Source organism: Pseudomonas sp. NY15372, assembly GCF_048068215.1.
Lineage (GTDB): Bacteria > Pseudomonadota > Gammaproteobacteria > Pseudomonadales > Pseudomonadaceae > Aquipseudomonas > Aquipseudomonas guariconensis_A.
The window spans coordinates 26,429-49,602 of sequence record NZ_JBLUPY010000032.1; the positions used below are offsets into that span (position 1 = coordinate 26,429).

Consider the following 23,174-nt stretch of genomic DNA (forward strand, 5'->3'; position numbering starts at 1 on the left):
AAGGGCCGCGAAGCGGCCCCCTGTCATTCTGGAGGAAGTGCCAGACGCTGCCCGGCCATCAGCAACGACAAGCGCGCCAGCCCGGTCCAGGGCGAGCCTTCGGCCTGGCCCTTGATCTGCGCATCGATGCGCTGCGCATCCTGTAGCAGTTGCGCCCAACGCTGCGCCGAGAGTCGCTGCAACGCCTTGCTGACCAAGGGCCGGCGCTTGTCCCACACTGGCGGGCGCGCCTGGCTGAAGGCTTTGTCCAGGGGCACGCCCTGGCTGAACTGTTGGGCCAGCCCCGCCAACAGGCGCAGCTCCCGGGCCAGAGCCCAAAGGATCACGGGTGGCTCGACCCCCTCGCCACGCAGACCCTCGAGCATGCGCAGGGCATGGCCGGCCTCGCCGTTGAGGATCGCATCGACCAGGCCGAAGACATCGAAGCGTGCGCTGTCGGCGACAGCAGCCTGGACGGTGTCGACCGTGATCTGGTTGCCCTCGGCCAGCAGCTTGAGCTTCTCGATCTCCTGGGCGGCGGCCAGCAGGTTGCCCTCGACCCGCGCGGCGATCAGATCGACTGCATCGCGCTGGGCGCAGAGCCCGGCCTGGGCCAGGCGCTGGTTGATCCACTGCGGCAATTGCTGGGCGTCCACCGGCCAGATCTGGATGAACTGGCAGTGCTGGCCTTCGATCAGCGCCTTGCCCCATTTGGTTTTCTGCGCGCTGCCGTCGAGCTTGGGCAGGCTGATCAGCAGCAGGGTGTCGTCGGCCGGGTTGGCGCAATACTCCATGAGCGCGGCGGCGCCCTTGTCGCCCGGCTTGCCGGACGGCAGGCGCAGTTCCAGCAAGCGACGCTGGGCGAACAATGACAGGCTGGCACCGGCCTGGAGCAGGGTGCCCCAGTCGAAGTTGGCGTCGGCACTGAACACCTGGCGTTCATCGAAGCCTTGCTGGCGGGCGGCGGTGCGGATGGCATCCGCAGCTTCCTGGCACAACAGCGGGTCGTCGCCGCTGACCACGTAGACCGGGGCCAGGGCACCTTGCAGGTGTTTGTTGAGTTGGGCGGGAGAGAGCTTCATGGTGTGGAATGGGGCACCGGCAGGTGCCCCTTCGGCCTCGTGTCAGTTGGCCGGTACTTCCATCGGGGATTGCTGCGGCGTTTCGTCCTGCTGGCGGCGGGCCGCTTCCAGGGCGTCGGCTTCGGCCTTGGCGCGGGCCTCGGCTTCACGTTGCAGCTCGTCCAGGTGAGACGGCGTCAGCATCTGCAGGCGCACCATCATGGCCTGGATCAGGTCGCGGCGCATTTCTTCGCGAGCCTGGGTGGCTTCCTGGTCGGAGCCGGTGATGTTGTCACCGTCATGCACGTAGATCTTGCGGACCTCGACCTTGTCGCTGAGCAGTGGAATGTCATTCAACCCCAGCATGCTATAGCTGAGCACGGTGGTGAGTTCGTACTCGACCGAGCGGTTGCCGCCGCTGTAGGTAGCCGCGCGCTGGGTCTGTTTCTCGTCGGTCAGCACCAGGCGATAGGGCGCGCCGGCGTGAACGTTGACGCCGTTGCGGTCCAGGGTCTCGCGCAGCTCGGTCACGGTCTCGCCGTAGGCGTTGCGCGCGCGCAGGTCCATTTCCTTGATGGTCAGCTCGGTGGTGCCGGTGCCGCGCAGCTGGAAACCACAGGCGCTGAGCACGACGGCCAGGCCCATTACCAGCAGATTGCGTTTGATCATGTTGTAGCTCCCTTGTGGGCCTGTTCCGCCCACCCACGCTGTGCGCGGGTGGGCGTTGCCATCAGTTGGCGACGATGTTGACCAGCTTGCCCGGCACGACGATGACCTTGCGGATGGTCAGGCCATCGATGAAGCGCAGGACGTTCTCGTTGCTGCGGGCGGCGGCTTCGATCTCTTCACGGCTGGCGCCAGCCGGCATCTCGACCTGGCCGCGCAGCTTGCCGTTGACCTGGACCACCAGCGTGATGCTGTCCTGTACCAGGGCGCTTTCGTCGACGCTCGGCCAGGTGGCGTCGATCACCGCCTGGTCGTGGCCCAGATGCTGCCACAGCGCATGGCTGATGTGCGGGGTGATCGGGGCCAGCAGCAGGGTAACGGCCTCCAGGCCTTCCTGCAGCAGGGCGCGGTCCTGTTCGGTGGCTTGCGGAGCCTTTTCCAGCACGTTCATCACGGTCATCACTTGGGCAATGGCGGTGTTGAACTTGTGGAACTGGCCCACGTCGGTGCTGGCCTGCTTGATCGCGGCATGGATGGCGCGGCGGATGGTCTTCTGCGCGTCGTCCAGCGAAGCGACATCCAGCTTGCCCGGCAGGCCCTGGGCGACGTGGGCCTGGGCCAGGCGCCAGACACGGCGCAGGAAGCGGCTGGCACCTTCGACGCCGGAGTCGGACCACTCCAGGCTCATGTCGGGCGGCGAGGCGAACATCATGAACAGGCGGCAGGTGTCGGCGCCGTAGGCGTCGATCATGGCTTGCGGGTCGACGCCGTTGTTCTTGGACTTGGACATCTTCTCGGTGCCGCCGATTTCCACCGGCAGGCCGTCGGTCTTCAGGCGGGCGCCGATGATCTTGGCCTTGGCGTCACGCTCGACCTCGACGTCGGCCGGGTTGAACCAGTCCTTGCCGCCGTTGCTGGCGGTGCGGTAGTAGGTCTCGGCGACGACCATGCCCTGGGTGAGCAGGTTCTTGAACGGCTCGTTGGAGGTGACCAGACCCTCGTCGCGCATCAGCTTGTGGAAGAAGCGCGCGTACAGCAGGTGCAGGATGGCGTGCTCGATACCGCCGATGTACTGGTCCACCGGCAGCCAGTGGTTGGCGGCTTTCGGGTCGACCATGCCACCTTCGTAGTTCGGCGAGGCGTAGCGGGCGAAGTACCAGGACGACTCGACGAAGGTGTCCATGGTGTCGGTTTCGCGTTTGGCCGCCGTGCCACATTTCGGGCAGGTGCATTCGTAGAATTCGGGCATGCGCGCCAGGGGCGAGCCGGCGCCGTCCGGTACCACGTTCTCGGGCAGGGTGACCGGCAGTTGGTCTTCCGGCACCGGCACGTCGCCGCAGGACGGGCAGTGGATGATCGGGATCGGGCAGCCCCAGTAGCGCTGGCGGCTGATGCCCCAGTCGCGCAGGCGGAACTGGGTGCGCGACTTGCCGAGCTCCTTGCGGATCAGCGCGGCTTCGATGGCGTCGAAAGCACCCTGGAAGTCCAGGCCGTCGAACTCGCCGGAGTTGATCAGCTGGCCATGCTCGCCATAGGCGGCCTGCCACTCGCTGCCGACTTCGTCGCCGGCGCTGGTGCGTACCACCGCCTTGAGCGGCAGGTTGTACTTGTGGGCGAACTCGAAGTCGCGCTCGTCGTGGGCCGGGACCGCCATCACCGCGCCGTCGCCGTAGTGCATCAGTACGTAGTTGGCGACCCAGACCGGCAGTTTCTCACCGGTCAGTGGGTGCTGGACGAACAGGGAAGTGGGCATGCCCTTCTTCTCCTGGGTCGCCATGTCGGCCTCGGCGACGCTGCCGCTCTTGCATTCGTCGATGAACGCCTGCAGCGCCGGGTTGCCCTGGGCAGCCTGGGTGGCCAGCGGGTGCTCGGCGGCGACGGCGACGTAGGTCGCGCCCATCAGGGTGTCCGGGCGGGTGGTGAAGACCTTCAGGGCGCCTTCGTGGCCGATGCTCGCCTGGTCGTAGGGGAACTGCACTTCCATGCCGCGCGACTTGCCGATCCAGTTGCGCTGCATGGTCTTGACCTGCTCAGGCCAGCCCGGCAGCTCGTCGAGGCTTTCCAGCAGCTCGTCGGCGTAGTCGGTAATGCGGAAGTAGTACATCGGGATTTCGCGCTTCTCGATCAGCGCGCCCGAACGCCAGCCACGGCCGTCGATGACCTGCTCGTTGGCCAGGACGGTCTGGTCGACCGGGTCCCAGTTGACGGTGCCGTTCTTGCGGTAGATGACACCCTTTTCGAACAGGCGGGTGAACAGCCACTGCTCCCAACGGTAGTAGTCCGGCTTGCAGGTGGTGACCTCACGGGACCAGTCGATCGCCAGACCCAGGCTCTTGAGCTGGGACTTCATGTAGTCGATGTTCTCGTACGTCCACTTGGCCGGGGCGACGTTGTTCTTCATCGCGGCGTTTTCCGCCGGCATGCCGAAGGCGTCCCAACCCATCGGCTGGAGCACGTTCTTGCCTTGCATGCGCTGGTAGCGGGCGATCACGTCGCCGATGGTGTAGTTGCGCACGTGACCCATGTGTAGCTTGCCGCTCGGGTACGGGAACATCGACAGGCAGTAGTAGGTGTCCTTGCCTGGCTGTTCGGTGACAGCGAACGATTGTTGCTCGTCCCAGAAGGTCTGGGCGGCGGCTTCTATATCACGGGGCGTGTATTGTTCGTGCATGGCTACTTTGTGCTGAGAGAGATAGGGACCCTGTTTTCCGCAGCGGAACCTCGCTGCGTCCGGCACTCCGGTGTCGGTAGAGTGAACGCCGTAGCATACATGAGCGTCGTGTATCGTGGGAAACCCTGAATGCGGCCCACGGGCCGTTGGTCGCGGCATCCGGCTGCTTTTTGCAGTGACGCTAAGCTCATTTGTGGGGGAGATATTCTTATCTTCAATGAGGTGAACGGATGGGAGAGTCGCAGCTACCCGCAATCAAACCGGAGCTATACGAACGCTTGATCGACCGCCTGGGCCTGGCTCTGGAAGTGGCCAGGACCTCCGTACGATTACGCGACGAGATGCCAGCCGAACTGGAACTGCGTGGCTTGAGCCACGCCGAGTTCGAAGTGATCAAGGCCTACCTGGAAACCCTCCCGGAAGGTCGCTTTGCCAGCACCGGAGCTTACCCGCCACCGGAGCCGACTTCGGCGAAGATCGTCTGGCTCAAGGACAAGAAACGCCCTGCCAGCATGGCAAGATCCCGGACGCTGCCCCGCTAGCCGTTCTGGGTTCCAGGCGCAGACCGTCTTGCGCCGGTTCTTTCTTACAACTGCTCATGATCGGCGTCGGACGCGCACTTGTTGCCCGGCGTCGATCCTCTTAGGCTGCACGCCTTCATTGGAGGTCTGTGCATGCCGCTTCGCTACTTCATCAAACAATGGTTGCTGCCGCCTGGCGTGCTGTTCCTGTTGCTGCTGGCTGCCTGGTGGCTGCGCACGCGGCGCCCGCGCCTGGCGGCGGCCTGCTTCGTCCTGGGCCTGGGTGGCCTGTGGTTGATGAGCCTGCCGCTGGTGGTGGAGCAGGCCGCCCGGCAGCTGGAAACCGAAGCGCCATTGCCGCCGGGGCAATGGGCAGCCCTGGCCGGGCGTGCCGAGGCCATCGTGGTGTTGGGGGCTGGCCGTGAGCGTGGCGACCCGGCCTGGGGCGGCCAGGACCAGCCGACCGGCACGGCCCTGGAGCGCATGCGCTATGCCGCGCAGTTGGCCAAGGCCTCGGGGCTGCCGTTGGCGATCAGTGGCGGGCTGCATTACGGGACGCCGCCGAGCGAGGCGCAATTGATGACTGACCGGCTGCAGGCAGACTTCGGCGTTGCTGTGCGCTGGAAGGAAGAGGCCAGCCGCACCACTTGGGAGAATGCCCAGTTCAGTGCGCGGCTCCTACAGCCCCAGGGTATTCGCCGGGTGGTGCTGGTGACCCAGGCCTGGCATATGCCGCGTGCGCGCTGGAGCTTCGAGCGGGCAGGGTTCGAGGTGATAACGGCGCCGGTGGAGTTCCTCGGGGGCGACCATGCCCAGCCGTTCGCCGGCTTGCTGCCCGATAGCCGGGCGGTTTGGCGCAGTGGGCAGTTGCTCAACGAGGCGGTGGGGTTGGTAGGCTATCGGTTGTTTTATTGAATTGAGTAGGGGGCTGCGGTGCAGCCCTTTCGCGGCACAAGGCCGCTCCTACAGGGGTTGCGCCTTTCTGAAGGCGCGGCCTTGTGCCGCGAAAATCACACCGTCCTGGCAATTCGCCCCGCCAGCAGCGCCCAGCCCAGCAACAGGGCGCAGACAATCGCCAGCGGCCATGAGCGCCATTGCAGATAGGGCGTCAGCTGCTGCATCGGTACCACTTCTCCATAGAGGACCGCCTGCTGGAACTGCGGAACCTGCGCCGTGATCTTGCCGAACGGGTCGATCAACGCGGTCACGCCGTTGTTGGTGGCGCGGATCATCCAGCGGCCTGCTTCCAAGGCGCGCATCTGGGCCATCTGCAGGTGTTGCAGCGGGCCGATCGAAGTGCCGAACCAGGTGTCGTTGCTGATGGTCAGCAGCAGGTCGCTACGCGCTGCCAGGCCGGCGGCGAACTCGGGGTACACCACCTCGTAGCAGATGAACGGCGCCACCTGGTAGCCCTTTGCCTGCAGCAAGGGCTGGTCCGACGGGCCGCGGGCGAAGTCCGACATCGGCAGGTTGAAGAACTCGATCAACCCACGAAGCATGTCCTGCAGCGGTACGTACTCGCCGAACGGCACCAGTTTCTGCTTGAGGTAGGTGCCGTCGCCTTCGCCGGCCACGGTGATGCCGTTGTAGTAGCGGCGCTGGTGATGCACCACTTCACGCACCGGCACACCGGTGATCAGCGCCGAATGGCGGTCGGCGGCGAAGCGCCCCATCACATCGATGTAACCCTGGGCCTGGTCCTTGAGCACCGGCACGGCGGTTTCCGGCCACACCAGTAGATCCACGGGTTTGGAGGTGAAGCTCATGTCGCGGTACAGCGTCAGTTGCGCGTCGATGTGCGCCGGGTCCCATTTCAGGTCCTGTTCGACGTTGCCCTGCAAGGCCGCGACCTTCAGTGGGTCGCCGGAGGGTGTGGTCCAGGCGTGGCCTTTGAGGGCCATGCCGACGCCCCAGGGTGCCACCAGCAGTATCACGCCCGCCGCCAGGAACGATGGGCGTGCCCGCAAGCGAGGCAGGTTGCACAGCAGCGCCGCGCTCAACGCCAGGACGAAGGAAACCAGCCACACGCCACCTAGCGGCGCCAGGCCTGCGAGCGGGCCGTCGAGCTGGCTGTAGCCGGCGTACAACCAAGGGAAACCGGTCAGGAACCAGCCGCGGAAGGCCTCTTGCAGCAGCCACAGGGCCGCGAAGCACAGGGCGTCGGCCAGGGGGGCCTCGTTGCGCCTCAGCCAGCGCGCCCACAGCCAGGTGGGCAGGGCGAAGAACCAGGCCAGGGCGGCGAAGAACGCCAGCAGCAGGGCGACCGCCAGCAGCGGCGAGGCGCCACCGTAGGTGTTCATGCTGACATAGATCCACCAGGTGCCGGCGCCGTACAGGCCGAAGCCGAACCACCAGCCACGCCACATGGCCTGGCGTGGGCTGAGCTCACGCAGGCCGAGGTAGAGCAGGGCGATGGACAGCAGCGCCAGCGGCCAGATGTCGAACGGCGCCAGCGCCAGGAGGGTCGATGCGCCAGCCGCCAGGGCCAGCAGGTTACCGGGCCAGCCGGGGCGGGTGATCCAACGCATGTTTGTCCTTAACGGGTGATCGGTGTCAGGCGCAGCAAGTGTATCCGCCGGCTGTCGGCATTGAGAATACGGAACTTGTAGGCGCCGATCTCGGTGGTCTCGTTGCGCTTGGGCAGGTGGCCGAAGGCACTCATCACCAGGCCGCCGACGGTGTCGAATTCGTCGTCGGAGAATTCGCAGTCGAAGAACTCGTTGAAGTTCTCGATCGGCGTCAGGGCCTTGATCAGGAAGTCACCGCTGGGCAGCGGCTTGATGTAGCTGTCTTCCTCGACGTCGTGTTCGTCCTCGATGTCGCCGACGATCTGCTCCAGCACGTCCTCGATGGTGACCAAGCCTGCCACGCCGCCGTATTCGTCGATGACCACGGCCATGTGGTTGTGGTTGGCGCGAAACTCGCGCAGCAGCACGTTCAGGCGCTTGGACTCCGGCACGAAGGTGGCGGGGCGCAGCAGGTCCTTGATGTTGAAGCTGTCGCCGTTCTCCTTGAGGATCAACGGCAGCAGGTCCTTGGCCAGGAGGATCCCGAGCACATCGTCATGGCTCTCGCCGATCACCGGGTAGCGCGAGTGCGCGGCGTCGATCACCGCCGGCAGGAATTCGCGTGGCGACTGGCTGGCCTTGATGCTGATCATCTGCGAGCGCGGCACCATGATGTCGCGCACCTGCAGGTCGGCGACCTGGATGGCGCCTTCGACGATGGTCAGCGCTTCGCTGTCGAGCAGCTTGTTCTGATGGGCTTCGCGCAGCAGCTCGAGAAGCTCCTGGCGGTTCTTCGGCTCATGGGCAAAAGCCTGGGTCAGTTTACCCAGCCAGGACTTCTGCCCATTGCTCGATCGGTCTTCGCTCATGGCGGTTACTCGTGATCCTTTGTCGCGGGGGGAGTGATTTCGTCATCGGCGTACGGGTCGGGATGACCCAGTTCCGCCAGCAAGGTTCGTTCCAGGGCTTCCATTTCCTCGGCTTCGTCATCTTCGATGTGGTCGTAGCCGAGCAGGTGCAGGCAGCCGTGGATGACCAGGTGCGCCCAGTGCGCCTCGAGGGCCTTGCCCTGTTCGGCGGCTTCGCGCTCGACCACCGGCACGCAGATGACCAGGTCGCCCAACAGCGGGATGTCGAGCAGTTCGTCCGGGACATCGGCCGGGAACGACAGCACGTTGGTGGCGTAGTCTTTGTGCCGGTAGGTGTGGTTGAGCTCGCGGCCTTCGGCCTCGTCGACCAGGCGAATGGTCATTTCCGAGTCGGCGCTGCGCTGGCGCAGGGCCAGCTCGCACCAGCGGCGGAAGGCGGCGTCATCGGGGGCGGCAGCATCGGTGGCCCGTTGCAGGTCGAGTTCAAGCATCTTTGGCAGGTGCCTCGGGCTTGGCCTGGCGGGCGTCGAAGCGGTCGTAGGCTTCGACGATGCGTTGCACCAAGGGGTGGCGCACCACGTCCTTGGGCTGGAAATGGGTGAAGCTGATGCCCGGCACGTCCTTGAGCACCTCGATCACATGGGCCAGGCCCGACTTGGTGCCACGTGGCAGGTCGACCTGGGTGATGTCGCCGGTGATCACCGCAGTCGAGCCGAAACCGATGCGGGTGAGGAACATCTTCATCTGCTCGAGGGTGGTGTTCTGGCTTTCGTCGAGGATGATGAAGCTGTTGTTCAGGGTGCGGCCACGCATGTAGGCCAGCGGGGCGATCTCGATCACCTGGCGCTCGATCAGCTTGGCTACGTGCTCGAAGCCGAGCATCTCGTAGAGGGCGTCGTACAGCGGGCGCAGGTACGGGTCGATCTTCTGGGCCAGGTCGCCAGGCAGGAAGCCGAGCTTCTCGCCCGCCTCGACGGCCGGGCGTACCAGCAGGATGCGGCGCACCTGTTCGCGCTCCAGGGCGTCAACGGCGCAGGCCACGGCCAGGTACGTCTTGCCGGTACCGGCGGGGCCGATGCCGAAGTTGATGTCGTTGGCCAGGATTTCCTTCACGTAGCGCTGCTGGTTGACACCGCGCGGGCGGATGTTGCCCTTGCGGGTGCGCAGCGAGACGCTGACTTCGTTGACGGCCGGGTTGTCGAGGGTCTCGACGGTCGACTCCTGCAGGTACAGGTGAACGGTTTCCGGCGACAACTCGGAGGCTTTGGCTTCGCGATAGAGGCGACGCAGCAGCTGTTCGGCAGCCGAGGTGGTCTTGGGCTCGCCGATCAGTTCGAACTGATTGCCACGGTTGCGGATTTCGATGGCCAGGCGCTGTTCGATCAGGCGCAGGTGCTCGTCGAACTGGCCGCACAGGTTGGCGAAGCGGTGGGCCTCGAAGGGTTCGAGGATGAAGCGATGGGGTTGTATGGGTGCGTTCAAGGTCGTTTTTAGCCGCTCGACGGCAATGGATGTGAACTCAAGAATAACCCTTGAAGGGCAGTGGCGAAAGCACTGAAACGATCAAGGGTCTGGTATCGATCATGTCGAGCTCGTCGAACCTTGTGGGAGATCACCCAGCCCTTCAAATAGCAACAAGGGTCATTGGATCAACGAGCCGACCAGCGAATGCGGCTTGGCCTCTTCGATGCGTACGTCCACCAACTGGCCGATCAGCGCTGGATTATCGCAGTGGAAGTTGACGATTCGATTATTCTCGGTGCGGCCCTGCAACTTGCCCGGGTCACGCTTGGAGAAGTCGGTGACCAGGATGCGCTGGATGCTGCCGACCATGCGCCGGCTGATCTCGAACCCCTGCTGGTCGATGCGGTGTTGCAGCAGTTGCAGGCGCTGTTTCTTCACCTCTTCGGGGGTGTCGTCCGCCAGCTCCGCTGCCGGCGTGCCTGGGCGGGCGCTGTAGACGAACGAGAAGGAGAAATCGAAGCCGACCTCTGCCACCAGCTTCATGGTCTGCTCGAAGTCCTTTTCGGTCTCGCCGGGGAAGCCGACGATGAAGTCCGAGCTGATGCAGATGTCCGGTACCGCGGCCTTGAGCTTGCGCAGCTTGGACTTGTATTCGAGGATCGTGTGGTTGCGTTTCATGGCCGCCAGCACGCGGTCGGAGCCGGCCTGCACCGGCAGGTGCAAGTGCTTGACCAGCTGCGGGACCTCGGCATGGGCCTGGATCAGGCTGTCGGAGAACTCCAGCGGGTGCGAGGTGGTGTAGCGGATCCGCTCGATACCCTCCACCGCTGCCACGACGCGGATCAGCTCGGCAAGGTCGGCCAGGCGCCCGTCGTGGGTCAGGCCGCGATAGCCGTTGACGTTCTGGCCCAGTAAGGTGATCTCGCGCACGCCGTTCTCGGCCAGGTGGATGACCTCGGCCAGCACGTCGTCGAACGGCCGGCTGACTTCGGTGCCGCGGGTGTAGGGCACCACGCAGAAGGTGCAGTACTTGCTGCAGCCCTCCATGACCGAGACGAACGCGGTCGGGCCGTCGATGCGGGGCTCGGGCAGGTGGTCGAATTTCTCGATTTCCGGGAATGACACATCGACCTGCGGCAGGCGGGTGCTGCGGGCTGCGTCGATCATCTCGGGCAGGCGGTGCAAGGTCTGCGGGCCAAACACCACGTCGACATAGGGCGCACGCTTGCGCAGCGCCTCGCCTTCCTGGCTGGCGACGCAGCCACCCACGGCGATGACCATGTCCGGGTTGCGGTCCTTCAGGGCGCGCCAGCGGCCGAGCTTGGAATACACCTGGTCCTGGGCCTTTTCGCGGATCGAGCAGGTGTTGAGCAGGATGACGTCGGCGTCATCGGGGTGCTCGGTCACTTCCAGGGCCTGGTATTCGCCCAGCAGGTCGACCATGCGCGAGCTGTCGTACTCGTTCATCTGGCAACCGTGGGTTTCAATGTAGAGCTTCTTGGCCATGGCGAATCATCTGCTGCGGGTGCTGAAAGGGCCGCACATTATAGAGACCGCGCCGGGTGCTTAACAGGCCAGGCGGTCTGCTATGATGCCGGCCTTTTCCTATCTTTGTGTCGTTTCTTTCGATCATGAGCAAACGCGAACCCGCCATCTACAAAGTGATCTTCCTGAACCAGGGTCAGGTTTTCGAGATGTACGCCAAGCAGATCTACCAGAGTGACCTGTGGGGGTTCCTGGAGATCGAGGAATTCGTCTTCGGCGAACGCACGCAGGTGGTGGTCGACCCCAGCGAAGAGAAGCTCAAGGCGCAGTTCGAAGGCGTGGTGCGCAGCTTCGTGCCGATGCATTCGATCGTGCGTATCGATGAGGTGGAGCGCCTGGGCACCGCGAAAATCAGCGAGGCCAAGGGGGGCGGCAACGTGATGCCGTTCCCGATGCCGATGCCGGAGAAGTAGGCGGCCCGTCAGGGCAGGGGGGAAAACGGCGTACGCCCTTCGGCGTTCTGCAGTTCCAGGAGGTATTTGCGGAAGATCTGGCCCAGTACCTGGGTGGCATGCTCGAGTTCGTCGCGGGGCATCTGCTCGGTGACTTCGTCGGCCATGTCCAGGGCGTCTTCGTCACCGTTGACCGCGGCCATCTTCAGCAAGATGTAGGCCTGCACGTTGTTGGCCGGGACCCCTTCGCCATGGAAGAACATGGCGCCCAGGCGGTATTGGGCCTGGGCCTGGCCTTGCAGCGAGGCTTTCTCGAACCAGTTGACAGCTTTTTTCAGGTCCTTGGGGGCCTGGTTGCCACTGTAATAGAACTCGCCCAGCTCGTACTGTGCCTGGGCATCCCCCGACTCCGCCGTCTGCTCGCAGGCCTTCAGGGCGTTCTCCAGGTCCTCTGGCTGGGTGTTGAGGGTGCAGCGTCCCGTCGCTGGAATGAGCAACGAGTTGCCGCCCTCTGCCAGGGCCAGCAGGGGCTGAAGTAGCAGCAGGCAGCCCAGGGTGAGGGCGCGGCCGGTGCGGTTCATGGGGATCGACTTACCTCTGCAAAGCTGCGGCCAATGTCTCTGGTGGCACATTATGGGATAAGCAGCGCCTACCTTACAAAGTTTTACTCGATTTTCTACATCTGCGGGACAGCGCCTTTGATTGTGACGAGGTTCACACGCCCGGGGACTGGCAGCCTGAACCGACCGATCGCGGGGCAAGCCCGCTCCCACAGAGGGTCAGCACTGGCCGTTTGTTCTTTGCTCGACAGCGCAGCCCAAAGGGCTGGGTGACCTCCCGCAACAAGCGTACACAGGGTGTGGTTGGCGAAGTACCGGTGGGAGCCGGCTGCCGGCGATTGGCCAGAACGGGCAACAGCATCATGAATCCTGAGCGAGCAGGGCTGGTTGAGTGCATGGTGATTACCCACACCGGGATGCGATCTGGCTTTGGGTAAAGGGTTGTCGTCATCGCCGGCAAGCCGGCTCCCACAGGGTGTGGTTGGCGCTGCACCAGTGGGAGCCGGCTTGCCCACAACCATAGAATCTCCCACACGTGAGGCGTGATCCTGTGGGAGATCACCCATCCCTCCGGGCTGCGCTGTCGCACAAAGAACAAGCGGCTCGCGCCGCCCCCCCTGTGGGAGCGGCGGTGCGGCGGTCCGACTTGTCCCGCGATTCGGTCATCCCTTTATTTCAGGGCTGCGAACGCGCGTTCGGCGGCATCCAGGGTGATCTGCAGCTCTTTGTCGCCATGGGCGATGGAGGTGAAGCCTGCTTCGAACGCGCTCGGCGCCAGGTACACGCCGCCTTCGAGCATCAGGTGGAAGAAGCGCTTGAAGCGTTCCACGTCGCTGGCCATCACGTCGTCGAAGGTGACGATGTCGTCGGCGCCGCTGAAGTACAGGCCGAACATGGCGCCCGCCTGGGTGGTGACGAACGGTACGCCAGCGGCATCGGCGCGCTGTTGCAGGCCGTCGAGCATGCGGCTGGTGTAGGCAGTCACTTCATCATGGAAGCCCGGGCGGCTGATCAGCTTGAGCGTGGTCAGGCCCGCGGCCATGGCCAGTGGGTTACCCGACAGGGTACCGGCCTGGTAGACCGGGCCGAGCGGGGCGATGCACTCCATGATCTCGCGCTTGCCGCCGAAGCAGCCGACCGGCATGCCGCCACCGACGATCTTGCCGAAAGTCGACAGGTCCGGCTTGATGCCGTAATGGCCTTGGGCGCCGCCGAGGGACACACGGAAACCGGTCATCACTTCGTCGAAGATCAGCACCACACCATGCTTGTCGCACTGCTCGCGCAGACCTTCGAGGAAGCCCGGTGCCGGCGGCACGCAGTTCATGTTGCCGGCCACCGGCTCGACGATGATGCAGGCTACCGTCTGGCCGACGTCCGACAAGGTCTTCTCCACCGCCGCAATGTCGTTGAACGGCAACGTCAGGGTGTGTTTGGCGAAGTCCGCCGGTACGCCGGCGGAGCTCGGCACGCCCTGGGTCAGCAGGCCGGAGCCGGCTTTGACCAGCAGGCTGTCGGAATGGCCGTGGTAGCAGCCTTCGAACTTGATGATCGCATCGCGGCCGGTGTAGCCACGGGCCAGGCGGATGGCGCTCATGGTCGCCTCGGTGCCGGAGCTGACCATGCGCACCATTTCCATGGACGGCACGATCGAGCAGACCAGGTCGGCCATCTCGGTTTCCATGGCGGTCGGGGCGCCGTAAGACAGGCCGTGCTCCAGCTGCTTGCGCACCGAAGCCAGTACGTCCGGGTGGCTGTGGCCGAGGATCATCGGGCCCCAGGAGCCGACGTAGTCGACGTAGCGCTTGTCGTCTTCATCGATGACATAGGCGCCTTCGGCATGTTTGAAGAACAGCGGGGTGCCGCCGACGCTGCGGAACGCGCGCACGGGCGAGTTCACGCCGCCAGGGATGTGCTTCTGGGCTTGGGCGAACAGGGATTCGGAACGGGACATGGGGTTTCTCTCGAATCAGGAAGCGAACAGGGCGTTGAAGGCGCGGGCGCGGCGGGTGACTTCCTGCGCGCTGTCGGCACCGAACAGGCCATGGATCACCGCCAGCAGGTCGGCACCTTGGGCGACCAGCGGGGCGGCGTTGTCGAGGGTGATGCCGCCGATCACGGCGATCGGCAGTTGTACGCGGGCGCGGGCCTGGCCCAGCAGGGCGAGGTCGGCGGCCGGTGCACCGGGCTTGGTCACGGAATTGAAAAATCGGCCGAAGGCCACGTAGCTGGCGCCTTCGGCGGCAGCCTGCTCGGCCAGTTCGAGCTGGGCGTGGCAGGTGGAGCCGATGATGGCGTCACGGCCGAGCAGGGCGCGGGCCGGGGTCAGCGGGCCATCGGTCTGGCCCAGGTGTACGCCGACGCCCAGGCGTGCGGCCAGCTCGGCGTCGTCATTGATGACCAGCTGGGTGCCGTAGCGTTCGCAGAGCTTGGCCAGCGCTTCGGCTTCGCGCAGGCGGCGGGCTGCGTCATCGCTCTTGTCGCGGTACTGCAGCAGGCACACGCCGCCGTCCAGGGCCGCCTCGACATGGGACAAGAAGCGACCGGCGAGCAGTTGGCTGTCGGTGATCGCGTACAGACCGCGTAACTTCATCGCAAGACCTCGTGGATCAGAAGCAGAAATCCAGGGGCAGCCGGCGTGGGACGAACTGCCCCTTGCCCAGCTGCTCGGCATCGCGCAGGGTGCGCCAGGTATAGTCCAGCGCGCTGCGTACGGCACTTTCCAGCTGTTCGCCGAGGGCGAGGCGACCGGCCAGGGCGCTGGCCAACGTACAGCCCGAACCATGGTAGCTGCCTGGCAGGCGCTCGCAGGTCCAGGTGTGCTGCTGGCCATCGCGGCTATAGAGCCGGTTGTGGATTTGCGCTTCGTCGCCGTGACCGCCGGTAATCAGCAGATGTCTACAGAACGGCAAAAGCTTCTCGGCGCATTCGTCAGCGGTGCCTTCGGGCAGCTCGGCGAGGATGCGGGCTTCGGGCAGGTTCGGCGTGGCGATCAGGGCCAGCGGCAGCAGGCGCTCACGCAGCGCATAGCCGACCTCGTCCTTGCCCAGGCGGCCACCGCCGCCAGCACGCAGGACCGGGTCGCAGACCAGCGGCAGGTGCGGGTGGGCGGCGAGCAGTTCGGCGACGGTATCGACCATTTCGATCGAGCCGAGCATGCCGAGCTTGACCGCTGCCACCGTGGAGTCGGCCAGCACGGCATTGGCCTGGGCCAGGACCCACTCGCGGTCGAGCACCCGGAAATCGGAAACGTTGACGGTATCCTGCACGGTCAGGGCGGTCACCGCGGGTGCGGCGTGACAGCCTTGGGCGATCAGGGCTTCGATATCTGCCTGCAGGCCGGCGCCGCCACTGGGGTCGTGGCCGGAGAGACAGAGGACAACGGGGCGGGAGCTGTAGGTATTCATGGTCGGCGAGCTTACCACCAAACCTGTTGGGGCGAAGCGCCCTGCATGGGGCTTTTGTTGATCGAATGGTCAGAAAATATCGTGAGCATTGTCTGAAAGTAGTGAGATAGAGCCTTTTCTTTGGAATATAAAGTGGCTCGTGGGGCATGCGGAAGGCTATGTTAGAGTGCTCGGATAACTCGATAAACGGTCGCTGCCGGACGCCGTCGTCTCAAAGGGAAGGGAGACCACCACGACGTGACCGGACACGCCATGCTGGGGCTGTATGCGCTATTTGCTGATAATGCTGCTGGGCTGCTTGCCCCTGTTTGCCGGAGCGGTCGATTTCGACGATTCCACGCGTCATCTTCCCTTGGGCAAGGTCATGCAGGTCTACGAAGACCCTGATGGCAGCGCCAGCATCGTCCAGGTCAGCTCGCCGGCCTTCGCCCACCATTTCCGCCAGCATCATGAGGCGGTGCTCAATGCCGGCTATTCCAGCTCGGTGTTCTGGCTGAAGATCGACCTGCGCAACACCAGCGCCGAGACCGCTTCGCCCCGCCAATGGCTGTTGGAATTGGCTTACCCCCCGTTGGACCACGTGGACCTCTACCTGCCCGATGACCAGGGTGTCTATCGCCTGGTCTGGCGCACCGGCGATGCCTGGCCCTATGCCAGCCGGCAGATCCGGCAGAACGACTACCTGTTCGAACTCCCGTTGCAACCGGGCCAGGCGACCACGGCCTACCTGCGTCTGCAGAGCCAGGGCTCGGTGCAGGCACCGGTCGCGTTATGGTCGCTCGAGGCCTACCTGGAAGACCAGCCCACGCGCCTTTATGTGCTGGGCATGATCTACGGCGTGCTGCTGGTGATGCTGGTGTACAACTTGTTCATCTACCTGGGCGTGCGCGATGTCAGCTACCTGTACTACATCTGCTATATCGCCTCGTTCGGGCTCTACCAGGTGTCGGTTAACGGCGCCGGGGTCGCCTATTTCTGGCCGGACAACCCTTGGTGGGCCAATGCCGCCACCCCACTGTTCATCGGCGCTGCAGGATTGTTCGGCTGCCAGTTCGCGCGGCATTTCCTGCAGCTTGGCCGACTTAGCCGTGGCGTCGACTGGCTGCTGCTGGCGCTGATGGCCGGTGGCGCGTTGGTCATGGCGCTGGCCGTGACCACCCCCTATGGCATTGCCCTGCGCATGGCCACGTTGTTGGCGCTGCTGTTCACCGTGAGCATCTTTGCCGCTGGGGTGTACGCCTGGTGGCGAGGGGTGCGGGTCGCGCGCTGGTTCATCATCGCCTGGACCGCCTTCCTCGTGGGCGGGCTGGTCAACACCCTGATGGTGCTGGGCTATCTGCCGAACATGTTCCTGACCATGTACGCCAGCCAACTCGGCTCAGCGCTGGAAGTGGCGCTGCTGTCGCTGGCCCTGGCCGATCGCATCAACAGCATGCGCGAGCAGCAGGCCCAGGCCTTGCGCGAGACGGGCCGTGCCCTGGAGCAGCTCAACCAGCAACTGGCCCGCAGCAATCAGCTGAAGGATGAATTCCTCGCCACCGTGACCCACGAACTGCGCACCCCGATGAACGGCGTGATCGGCTCGCTGGAGCTGATGCACACGCTGCCCATGGGTGCCGAGCAAGCCCAGTACCATCGCACGGCAACCGGGTCCGCGCAGGACATGATGGCCATGGTCGACGATATTCTCGTGCTCACCGAATTGCAGGCCGGCCGCCTGCGCGCCCAGGCCGCGCCGTTCAGCCTGCGCCAGCAACTCCAGGCGTTGCGTGCCAGTTTTGCCGGGCGAGCGTTGGGCAAGGGGCTGTACCTAAGCCTGGATATCCCGGCCGATCTGCCCGACGAGCTGATGGGCGATGCGTCAAAGCTGCAGCGTTGCCTTTCTTGCCTGGTGGACAACGGCCTTAAGTTCACCCATCAGGGCGGCGTGATGATCCAGGTGCGAGGCCGTTGGCTGGCACCTGACAGCGTGGCGTTGAGCTTCACGGTCATTGACAGCGGCATCGGCTTCGATGACCTGGACCAAGCCATCCTCTACCAGCGCTTCTTCCAGGTCGATGGTTCCATGACCCGTCGCTATGGTGGCCTGGGCATTGGCTTGTCGATTTGTCGACAACTGGGCGAGCTGATCGGCGCTCGTTTGGTGCATGAGTCGAACCGGGGCCTGGGCAGCCGCTTCGAACTGTCGCTGAATCTGGCCGTGGCCCAGGCGCAGCGGCCGTCCAACCAAGCGTCAAGCCGTTAGGGTTTCCCCCGGACGTCGAGTTAGGCGTTTTTGCCACTTTGACTCATGGGGAAGGAGTGCTTCACTGGGGCTTTCAGGCATGACCGGATCCAGGGAGCCCCCAATGAACCTGCACCAGTTCGCTGAAACCCACGAAGTCACCAACCAGCCGCCGTCGCTCGATGGCGCCAACCTGTACCGCCTCGATCTGCCGCTGCAGGAGTGGTCCCGGTACTTCGGTGCCGGCTGGGCCGAGTCGCGGATCGATGCCTACGGTGCTTTGGCCGGTGGCCCTCTGATGGCGGCGGGGTTTCTGGCCAACGCCCACAAGCCCGAATTCAGCAGTCATGACCGTTATGGCCATCGTATCGACCTGGTGGAGTTCCACCCGGCGTATCACGAGCTGATGCGTACGGCAATCGAGCATGGCCTGCCATCCTTGCCTTGGGCCGAACCTCGCCCGGGCGCCCACGTGGCGAGGGCGTCGATGACCTACCTGCACAGCCAGGCGGAGGCCGGCACGGGGTGCCCGTTGACCATGACCTTCGCTGCGGTGCCGGCCCTGCGCCTGCAACCGGAATTGGCCGAATATTGGTTGCCCAAGGTGCTTGCGCGTGAATACGACCCGCGCAACATCGGTGACCGGCACAAGGTGGGCGTGACCCTCGGCATGGCCATGACCGAAAAACAGGGGGGCACCGATGTGCGCGCCAATACCACCCGGGCCTACCCGGTCGGTACCCCTGGGCCTGGCCAGGCCTACGAACTGGTCGGCCACAAGTGGTTCTGTTCGGCGCCGATGTGCGACGCGTTTCTCACCCTGGCCCAGACCGACAAGGGCCTGAGCTGCTTCCTGCTGCCGCGGCATCGGCCGGACGACAACCGCAACCAGTTCTACATCCAGCGTCTGAAGAACAAGCTCGGCAACTGCTCCAATGCCTCCAGCGAAGTGGAGTTCCGAGGCGCGCTGGCATGGATGGTCGGCGAGGAGGGGCGGGGCGTGCCGACCATCATCGAGATGGTGGCCATGACCCGTTTCGATTGCATGGTCGGCTCCAGCGCCCTGATGCGCCAGGCACTGACCCAGGCGGCGCACCACTGTGCCCATCGCAAGGTCGGCGGCCGGGTGCTGAACGAACAGCCCTTGATGCAGAACGTGCTGGCCGACCTGGCCCTGGAAAGCGAGGCGGCGCTGGCCCTGAGCTTGCGCATGGGGCAGGCCCTGGACCAGCTGGACGACCCGCAGCAGGCGCATTTCGCCCGCCTGGTCACCGCGGTGGGCAAGTACTGGATCTGCAAGCGCGCGCCGGCCATGATCAACGAAGCCGCCGAATGCCTGGGGGGCGCGGGGTACGTGGAGGACAGCATCCTGCCGCGGCTGTACCGCGAGGCGCCGGTGAATTCCACCTGGGAGGGTTCGGGCAACGTGCAGTGCCTGGATGTGCTGCGCGCCCTGTCCAAGGAGCCGGGTGTACTCGATGCGCTGTTCGCCGAACTCGGCGACGGCCACGGCGACCCGCGTCTGGCGGCGCATATCGGCAACCTCAAGGGGGCGTTCAGCGATACCGGCGATATCCAATACCGTGCGCGGCAACTGACCGAAGACATCGCCGTAGCCTTGCAGGCCAAGCTGCTGCTCGAGGCGGGCAATGCGACAGTCAGCGATGCCTTCATCGCCAGCCGGCTGGGGGCTGGCGGTCGGGTCTATGGCGCTTTGCCTCGTGGTGTCGATGTGCAGGCGCTGGTCGCACGCGCCTCACCCGTCCACCTGTAGGGGCGGTGATCGGTGGGGGTGTAATTGCAACAGAAGGCAGGCAAGATGGACGTCATGCATGCCAGAAGACAGGAAGCCCAGCGTGAGCCAAGCGTTTGTAGTCGTTGATACCCCCGAACAGGCCGTCGATCGTCTGGCGGCCTTGCATGAACAAGCCACTGGCGCCCTCAGCCAGGCCCTCAAGCGCTACCTCAAGGACCGCACCGAGCCGGACGATGACCAGCGTGCACTGTTCCGCTACCCGGCCCTGCGCCTGACCTACTACAGCCATGGCGAAGTCGCGGCCACCACCCGTGCCTATGCCAAGGTCCAGGTCGCCGGCACCTACAGCGTCACCATCACTCAGCCGGCTGCGTTTCGCGGTTATCTGCTGGAGCAGTTGCGTCCGTTGATGCATGACTACACCGTGACCTTGGAAGTCGGTGTCAGCGAGCAGAACATCCCGTATCCCTATGTGGTCGACCAGGGCGATGAGCTGGCCGGCAGCGGCATCACTGCCGCGGAGCTGGCGCGTGTATTCCCCAGCACCGACCTGTCGGCGGCCACCGACAACATCGCCGACGGCCTGTACGACTGGGGCAACGCCGAAACGTTGCCCCTGGCGCTGTTCGATGCCGCCCGGGTGGATTTCTCGTTGCGGCGCCTGGTGCACTACACCGGTAGCGACTGGCATCACGTGCAGCCCTGGATCCTGCTGACCAACTACCATCGCTACGTCGACCAGTTCATCGCCCATGGCCTGGAGCAGCTGCAGCAAGACCCGCGCTTCGTGCGCATGGTCCTGCCCGGCAACGTGATCATCGAAAAAGGCATGGACGAAGGTGTCGCTCAGGCACTGGTGGCCGGAGTGGTCTGGCACCGCTACCAGATGCCGGCCTACCACCTGATCGCCGACGACGGCGATGGCATCACCTTGGTGAACATCGGCGTTGGCCCATCCAACGCCAAGAACATCACTGACCACCTGGCCGTGCTGCGCCCGCACTGCTGGCTGATGATCGGCCACTGCGGTGGCCTGCGTCAGTCGCAGACCATCGGCGACTACGTGCTGGCCCACGCCTACATGCGCCGCGACGGCATCCTCGACCGGGTGGTACCGCCGAACATCCCGATCCCGGCCCTGGCCGAAGTGCAGTTGGCCTTGCAGGAGGCGGCGGCGCAGGTGACCGGTGAGCGTGGCGAGCAACTCAAGAAGCGACTGCGCACCGGCACCGTGCTGACCTACGACGACCGCAACTGGGAGCTGCGCTGGGCCCAGGAGCGCCCGCTGATCAACCTGTCGCGTGCTGTGGCGGTGGACATGGAAAGCGGCACCATCGCCGCCCAGGGTTATCGCCTGCGGGTGCCGTACGGCACCTTGCTGTGCGTGTCGGACAAACCGCTGCACAGCGAGATCAAGCTGCCGGGCTCGGCCAATGCGTTCTATAACCGCGCGGTCAGCCAGCATCTGAAGATCGGCATCGCCGCTCTCGACCTGCTGCGCACCGAGCTCAACTCGTTGCACTCGCGTAAACTACGCAGCTTCGATGAGCCGCCGTTCCGCTGAGGATCCATGCCCCTGCCTCCCCGTTCCAAGCCGCGCCGCCCTTCGGCGCGGCCAGCCGGCCCGCGTCGCCAGCCCAAGGCGCCGCCGGCCGAGCCCCGCCTGATCCTGTTCAACAAGCCATTCGACGTGCTGACCCAGTTCAGCGATGGCGAGGGGCGCGCGACGCTCAAGGACTACATCGACATTCCCGGCATCTACCCGGCAGGCCGCCTGGACCGCGACAGCGAAGGGCTGTTGCTGTTGACCAACGATGGCCGATTGCAGGCGCGCATCGCCGACCCCAGGCACAAGCTGCCCAAGACCTATTGGGTGCAGGTGGAGGGGGAGCCGAGCGAGGCGCAGTTGCAGCGTTTACGTGACGGTGTGGAGCTCAATGACGGGCCGACATTGCCGGCTGAGGCGCGATTGCTCGAGGAGCCCGAACTGTGGCCGCGCAACCCGCCGGTGCGGTTTCGCAAGAGCGTGCCGACCCATTGGCTGGAACTGGTGATCCGCGAAGGGCGCAATCGCCAGGTACGGCGCATGACCGCAGCAGTGGGGTTACCGACTTTGCGCCTGGTGCGAGTGCGGATCGGTGACTGGGCGCTGGACGGGCTGGAGCAGGGATGCTGGCGGGAAGTGCCACCCAGGCTTTGAGGTGTAAGGCCCAATCGCCGGCAAGCCGGCTCTCACAAGATCTGTTCTATGAGCGATATCCCAGCCCTTCGGGCCGCGCTGTCGTGCGCAGAGCAAGCGGCTAGCGATGCCCTTTGTAGGAGCGGGCTTGCCCCGCGATCAAGGGCGCAGCCCTTGCCAGGCGACGGTGATATCGGGCCCGGCTTGCCGGCGCGATTGGGGCTGAAGCGCTAGACCCCTTCGAGGAATCCCACCACCACGCTCTTGATGATGAACGCAAGCACGCCCAGGCCCAGCACGAAGAACAGGATCAGCGTGCCGAAGCGGCCTGCCTTGGATTTCTTCGCCAGGTCCCAGACGATGAAACCCATGAAACCGATCAACACGGTGACGAGGATGATCATCATCCATTCTTCGAATACGGCGGGATCCATCAATGTTCTCCAGGCTGGCTGAGCGTTCGAGTATACGCCGAGTGATCAGCGAAGGTGGGTCAGGGGCAGCTCGGTGCTGGCCAGTACCTGGTTGAGCACGAAGCTCGAGCGCACGCTGGTGACGCCCTCGATGCGGGTCAGGCTGCCGAGCAGCAGTTTCTGGTAGTGGTCCATGTCTGGCACTACGACCTTGAGCTGGTAATCGGCGTCCATCCCGGTGACCAGGCTGCATTCGAGCACCTGGGGCAGGCTGCGGATGGCGGCCTCGAAGGCCTCGAAACGTTCGGGGGTGTGGCGGTCCATGCCGATCAGCACATAGGCGGTCAGGCTCAGGCCGAGTTTCTTGCGGTCCAGCAGGGCGACCTGGCGCGAGATGTAGCCGTCGTCTTCCAGTTGCTTGACCCGCCGCGAGCAAGGGGAGGGGGACAGGCCTATGCGTTCGGCCAGCTCCTGGTTGGAAATGCGGGCGTCGCGCTGCAATTCGGCGAGGATGCTCAGGTCGTAGCGGTCAAGCTTGCTCATGGATAAGGCCTTTTCTGTCCGGATTGCTGCGAATTATCGATCCGGGGTTAAAAATTGCGCAAGTGCTATTTATCAGAGCAATCTTCGCAATCCTCTGCTGCGCCGAATCCGTATCTTTATCAACAGAATCACTGCCCGGACAACAGTCCACGGCGCCGGCCTCAGGAAGGCCGTCGCGGCCAGCCATCCAACAGGATCCGCCTGGCCCCCGGGCTACACACCGTCCACAAGACGGCGTGAGGTGAGCCGGTGCCACAAGTGCCGAGCACGGACGACAATTCCCAAAGGGAGGCCAATGGCCTCCCTTTTTTCATGGTGCGCCAGGCATGGCGCGTTGCGCGCAAGCGCAACCTGCTTGGCTGTGGTGGTCGAGTGGGTGACTTGGAGGTGAAAGTCCTCTACACACCCGGCAAGGGG

At 64.6% G+C, this 23,174-nt stretch carries 21 protein-coding genes; 7 read left to right on the top strand and 14 right to left on the bottom strand.

The features are described from left to right. Positions 1–23: 23 nt before the first annotated feature. The 3 genes from holA to leuS form a co-directional block, all read right to left on the bottom strand. The gene (gene holA, locus ACNFG0_RS18285) at positions 24–1,061 is read right to left on the bottom strand and encodes a DNA polymerase III subunit delta (protein ID WP_196146210.1); all 1,038 of its coding nucleotides are present in this window, start codon (positions 1,059–1,061) and stop codon (positions 24–26) included. 42 nt (positions 1,062–1,103) lie between these two features. Next, positions 1,104–1,709, bottom strand: a complete 606-nt coding sequence (lptE, locus tag ACNFG0_RS18290; RefSeq protein ID WP_196146211.1) for an LPS assembly lipoprotein LptE — start codon at positions 1,707–1,709, stop codon at positions 1,104–1,106. Positions 1,710–1,770: 61 nt separating this feature from the next. Next, positions 1,771–4,377, bottom strand: coding sequence for a leucine--tRNA ligase (gene leuS, locus ACNFG0_RS18295; RefSeq protein ID WP_416765920.1), 2,607 nt, complete (start codon positions 4,375–4,377; stop codon positions 1,771–1,773). A gap of 230 nt (positions 4,378–4,607) precedes the next feature. Between leuS and ACNFG0_RS18300 the strand changes: the two genes are divergently transcribed. Both ACNFG0_RS18300 and ACNFG0_RS18305 read left to right on the top strand, forming a co-directional pair. Continuing rightward, positions 4,608–4,919: a hypothetical protein gene (locus tag ACNFG0_RS18300; RefSeq protein ID WP_196156131.1), complete on the top strand. Its 312-nt coding sequence runs from the start codon at positions 4,608–4,610 to the stop codon at positions 4,917–4,919. Between the two features lie 132 nt (positions 4,920–5,051). Beyond that, positions 5,052–5,813: a YdcF family protein gene (locus ACNFG0_RS18305; protein WP_416765921.1), complete on the top strand. Its 762-nt coding sequence runs from the start codon at positions 5,052–5,054 to the stop codon at positions 5,811–5,813. Between the two features lie 95 nt (positions 5,814–5,908). Here the strand turns inward: ACNFG0_RS18305 and lnt are convergent, their stop codons facing one another. From lnt to miaB, 5 genes are all read right to left on the bottom strand, one after another. After that, the gene (gene lnt, locus ACNFG0_RS18310) at positions 5,909–7,426 is read right to left on the bottom strand and encodes an apolipoprotein N-acyltransferase (RefSeq protein WP_196156129.1); all 1,518 of its coding nucleotides are present in this window, start codon (positions 7,424–7,426) and stop codon (positions 5,909–5,911) included. Positions 7,427–7,434: 8 nt separating this feature from the next. Beyond that, positions 7,435–8,274 (bottom strand): HlyC/CorC family transporter, encoded by an 840-nt coding sequence (locus ACNFG0_RS18315; RefSeq protein WP_196146216.1) that lies wholly within the window; start codon positions 8,272–8,274, stop codon positions 7,435–7,437. A 5-nt stretch (positions 8,275–8,279) separates the two neighbouring features. After that, entirely contained in the window at positions 8,280–8,765 is a 486-nt protein-coding gene (gene ybeY / locus ACNFG0_RS18320) for an rRNA maturation RNase YbeY (RefSeq protein ID WP_196146217.1), read from the bottom strand. Continuing rightward, on the bottom strand, positions 8,758–9,756 hold the full coding sequence (locus tag ACNFG0_RS18325; protein ID WP_196146218.1) for a PhoH family protein: 999 nt from the start codon (positions 9,754–9,756) through the stop codon (positions 8,758–8,760). The genes ybeY and ACNFG0_RS18325 overlap by 8 nt, the downstream gene beginning before the upstream one ends. Before the next feature lie 159 nt (positions 9,757–9,915). Beyond that, entirely contained in the window at positions 9,916–11,244 is a 1,329-nt protein-coding gene (gene miaB, locus ACNFG0_RS18330) for a tRNA (N6-isopentenyl adenosine(37)-C2)-methylthiotransferase MiaB (protein WP_196146219.1), read from the bottom strand. Positions 11,245–11,369: 125 nt separating this feature from the next. On the opposite strand from miaB, the gene ACNFG0_RS18335 reads away from it, so the two are divergent. Then, positions 11,370–11,696: a DUF1820 family protein gene (locus ACNFG0_RS18335; RefSeq protein ID WP_043211213.1), complete on the top strand. Its 327-nt coding sequence runs from the start codon at positions 11,370–11,372 to the stop codon at positions 11,694–11,696. Between the two features lie 8 nt (positions 11,697–11,704). On the opposite strand, the gene ACNFG0_RS18340 is transcribed toward ACNFG0_RS18335, so the two are convergent. The 4 genes from ACNFG0_RS18340 to ACNFG0_RS18355 all read right to left on the bottom strand — a co-directional run bounded on the left by ACNFG0_RS18340 (position 11,705) and on the right by ACNFG0_RS18355 (position 15,642). Next, positions 11,705–12,256 carry a tetratricopeptide repeat protein gene (locus tag ACNFG0_RS18340; RefSeq protein WP_196146220.1) on the bottom strand — a complete coding sequence of 184 codons (552 nt, stop codon included), beginning with the start codon at positions 12,254–12,256 and terminating at the stop codon, positions 11,705–11,707. 649 nt (positions 12,257–12,905) lie between these two features. Continuing rightward, the gene (gene hemL, locus ACNFG0_RS18345; protein WP_196146221.1) at positions 12,906–14,189 is read right to left on the bottom strand and encodes a glutamate-1-semialdehyde 2,1-aminomutase; all 1,284 of its coding nucleotides are present in this window, start codon (positions 14,187–14,189) and stop codon (positions 12,906–12,908) included. A gap of 15 nt (positions 14,190–14,204) precedes the next feature. After that, positions 14,205–14,828, bottom strand: coding sequence for a thiamine phosphate synthase (thiE, locus tag ACNFG0_RS18350; RefSeq protein ID WP_324817534.1), 624 nt, complete (start codon positions 14,826–14,828; stop codon positions 14,205–14,207). Between the two features lie 16 nt (positions 14,829–14,844). Then, positions 14,845–15,642, bottom strand: coding sequence for a hydroxymethylpyrimidine/phosphomethylpyrimidine kinase (locus ACNFG0_RS18355; RefSeq protein WP_196156127.1), 798 nt, complete (start codon positions 15,640–15,642; stop codon positions 14,845–14,847). A gap of 265 nt (positions 15,643–15,907) precedes the next feature. Here ACNFG0_RS18355 and ACNFG0_RS18360 point away from each other — a divergent pair, with 265 nt between their 5' ends. From ACNFG0_RS18360 to ACNFG0_RS18375, 4 genes are all read left to right on the top strand, one after another. After that, positions 15,908–17,887 (top strand): 7TM diverse intracellular signaling domain-containing protein, encoded by a 1,980-nt coding sequence (locus ACNFG0_RS18360; RefSeq protein ID WP_416765924.1) that lies wholly within the window; start codon positions 15,908–15,910, stop codon positions 17,885–17,887. A 103-nt stretch (positions 17,888–17,990) separates the two neighbouring features. Next, positions 17,991–19,640, top strand: a complete 1,650-nt coding sequence (locus tag ACNFG0_RS18365; RefSeq protein WP_416765925.1) for an acyl-CoA dehydrogenase family protein — start codon at positions 17,991–17,993, stop codon at positions 19,638–19,640. A 58-nt stretch (positions 19,641–19,698) separates the two neighbouring features. After that, a complete protein-coding gene (amn, locus tag ACNFG0_RS18370; RefSeq protein WP_172402964.1) occupies positions 19,699–21,186 on the top strand; it encodes an AMP nucleosidase in 1,488 nt (495 codons plus the stop codon). Between the two features lie 6 nt (positions 21,187–21,192). Beyond that, positions 21,193–21,822: a pseudouridine synthase gene (locus ACNFG0_RS18375; protein ID WP_230381269.1), complete on the top strand. Its 630-nt coding sequence runs from the start codon at positions 21,193–21,195 to the stop codon at positions 21,820–21,822. A 209-nt stretch (positions 21,823–22,031) separates the two neighbouring features. Here the strand turns inward: ACNFG0_RS18375 and ACNFG0_RS18380 are convergent, their stop codons facing one another. Both ACNFG0_RS18380 and ACNFG0_RS18385 read right to left on the bottom strand, forming a co-directional pair. After that, on the bottom strand, positions 22,032–22,235 hold the full coding sequence (locus tag ACNFG0_RS18380; protein WP_013974331.1) for a DUF2788 domain-containing protein: 204 nt from the start codon (positions 22,233–22,235) through the stop codon (positions 22,032–22,034). Between the two features lie 45 nt (positions 22,236–22,280). Then, the gene (locus ACNFG0_RS18385) at positions 22,281–22,757 is read right to left on the bottom strand and encodes an Lrp/AsnC family transcriptional regulator (protein WP_194792105.1); all 477 of its coding nucleotides are present in this window, start codon (positions 22,755–22,757) and stop codon (positions 22,281–22,283) included. Between the last annotated feature and the right edge of the window lie 417 nt (positions 22,758–23,174).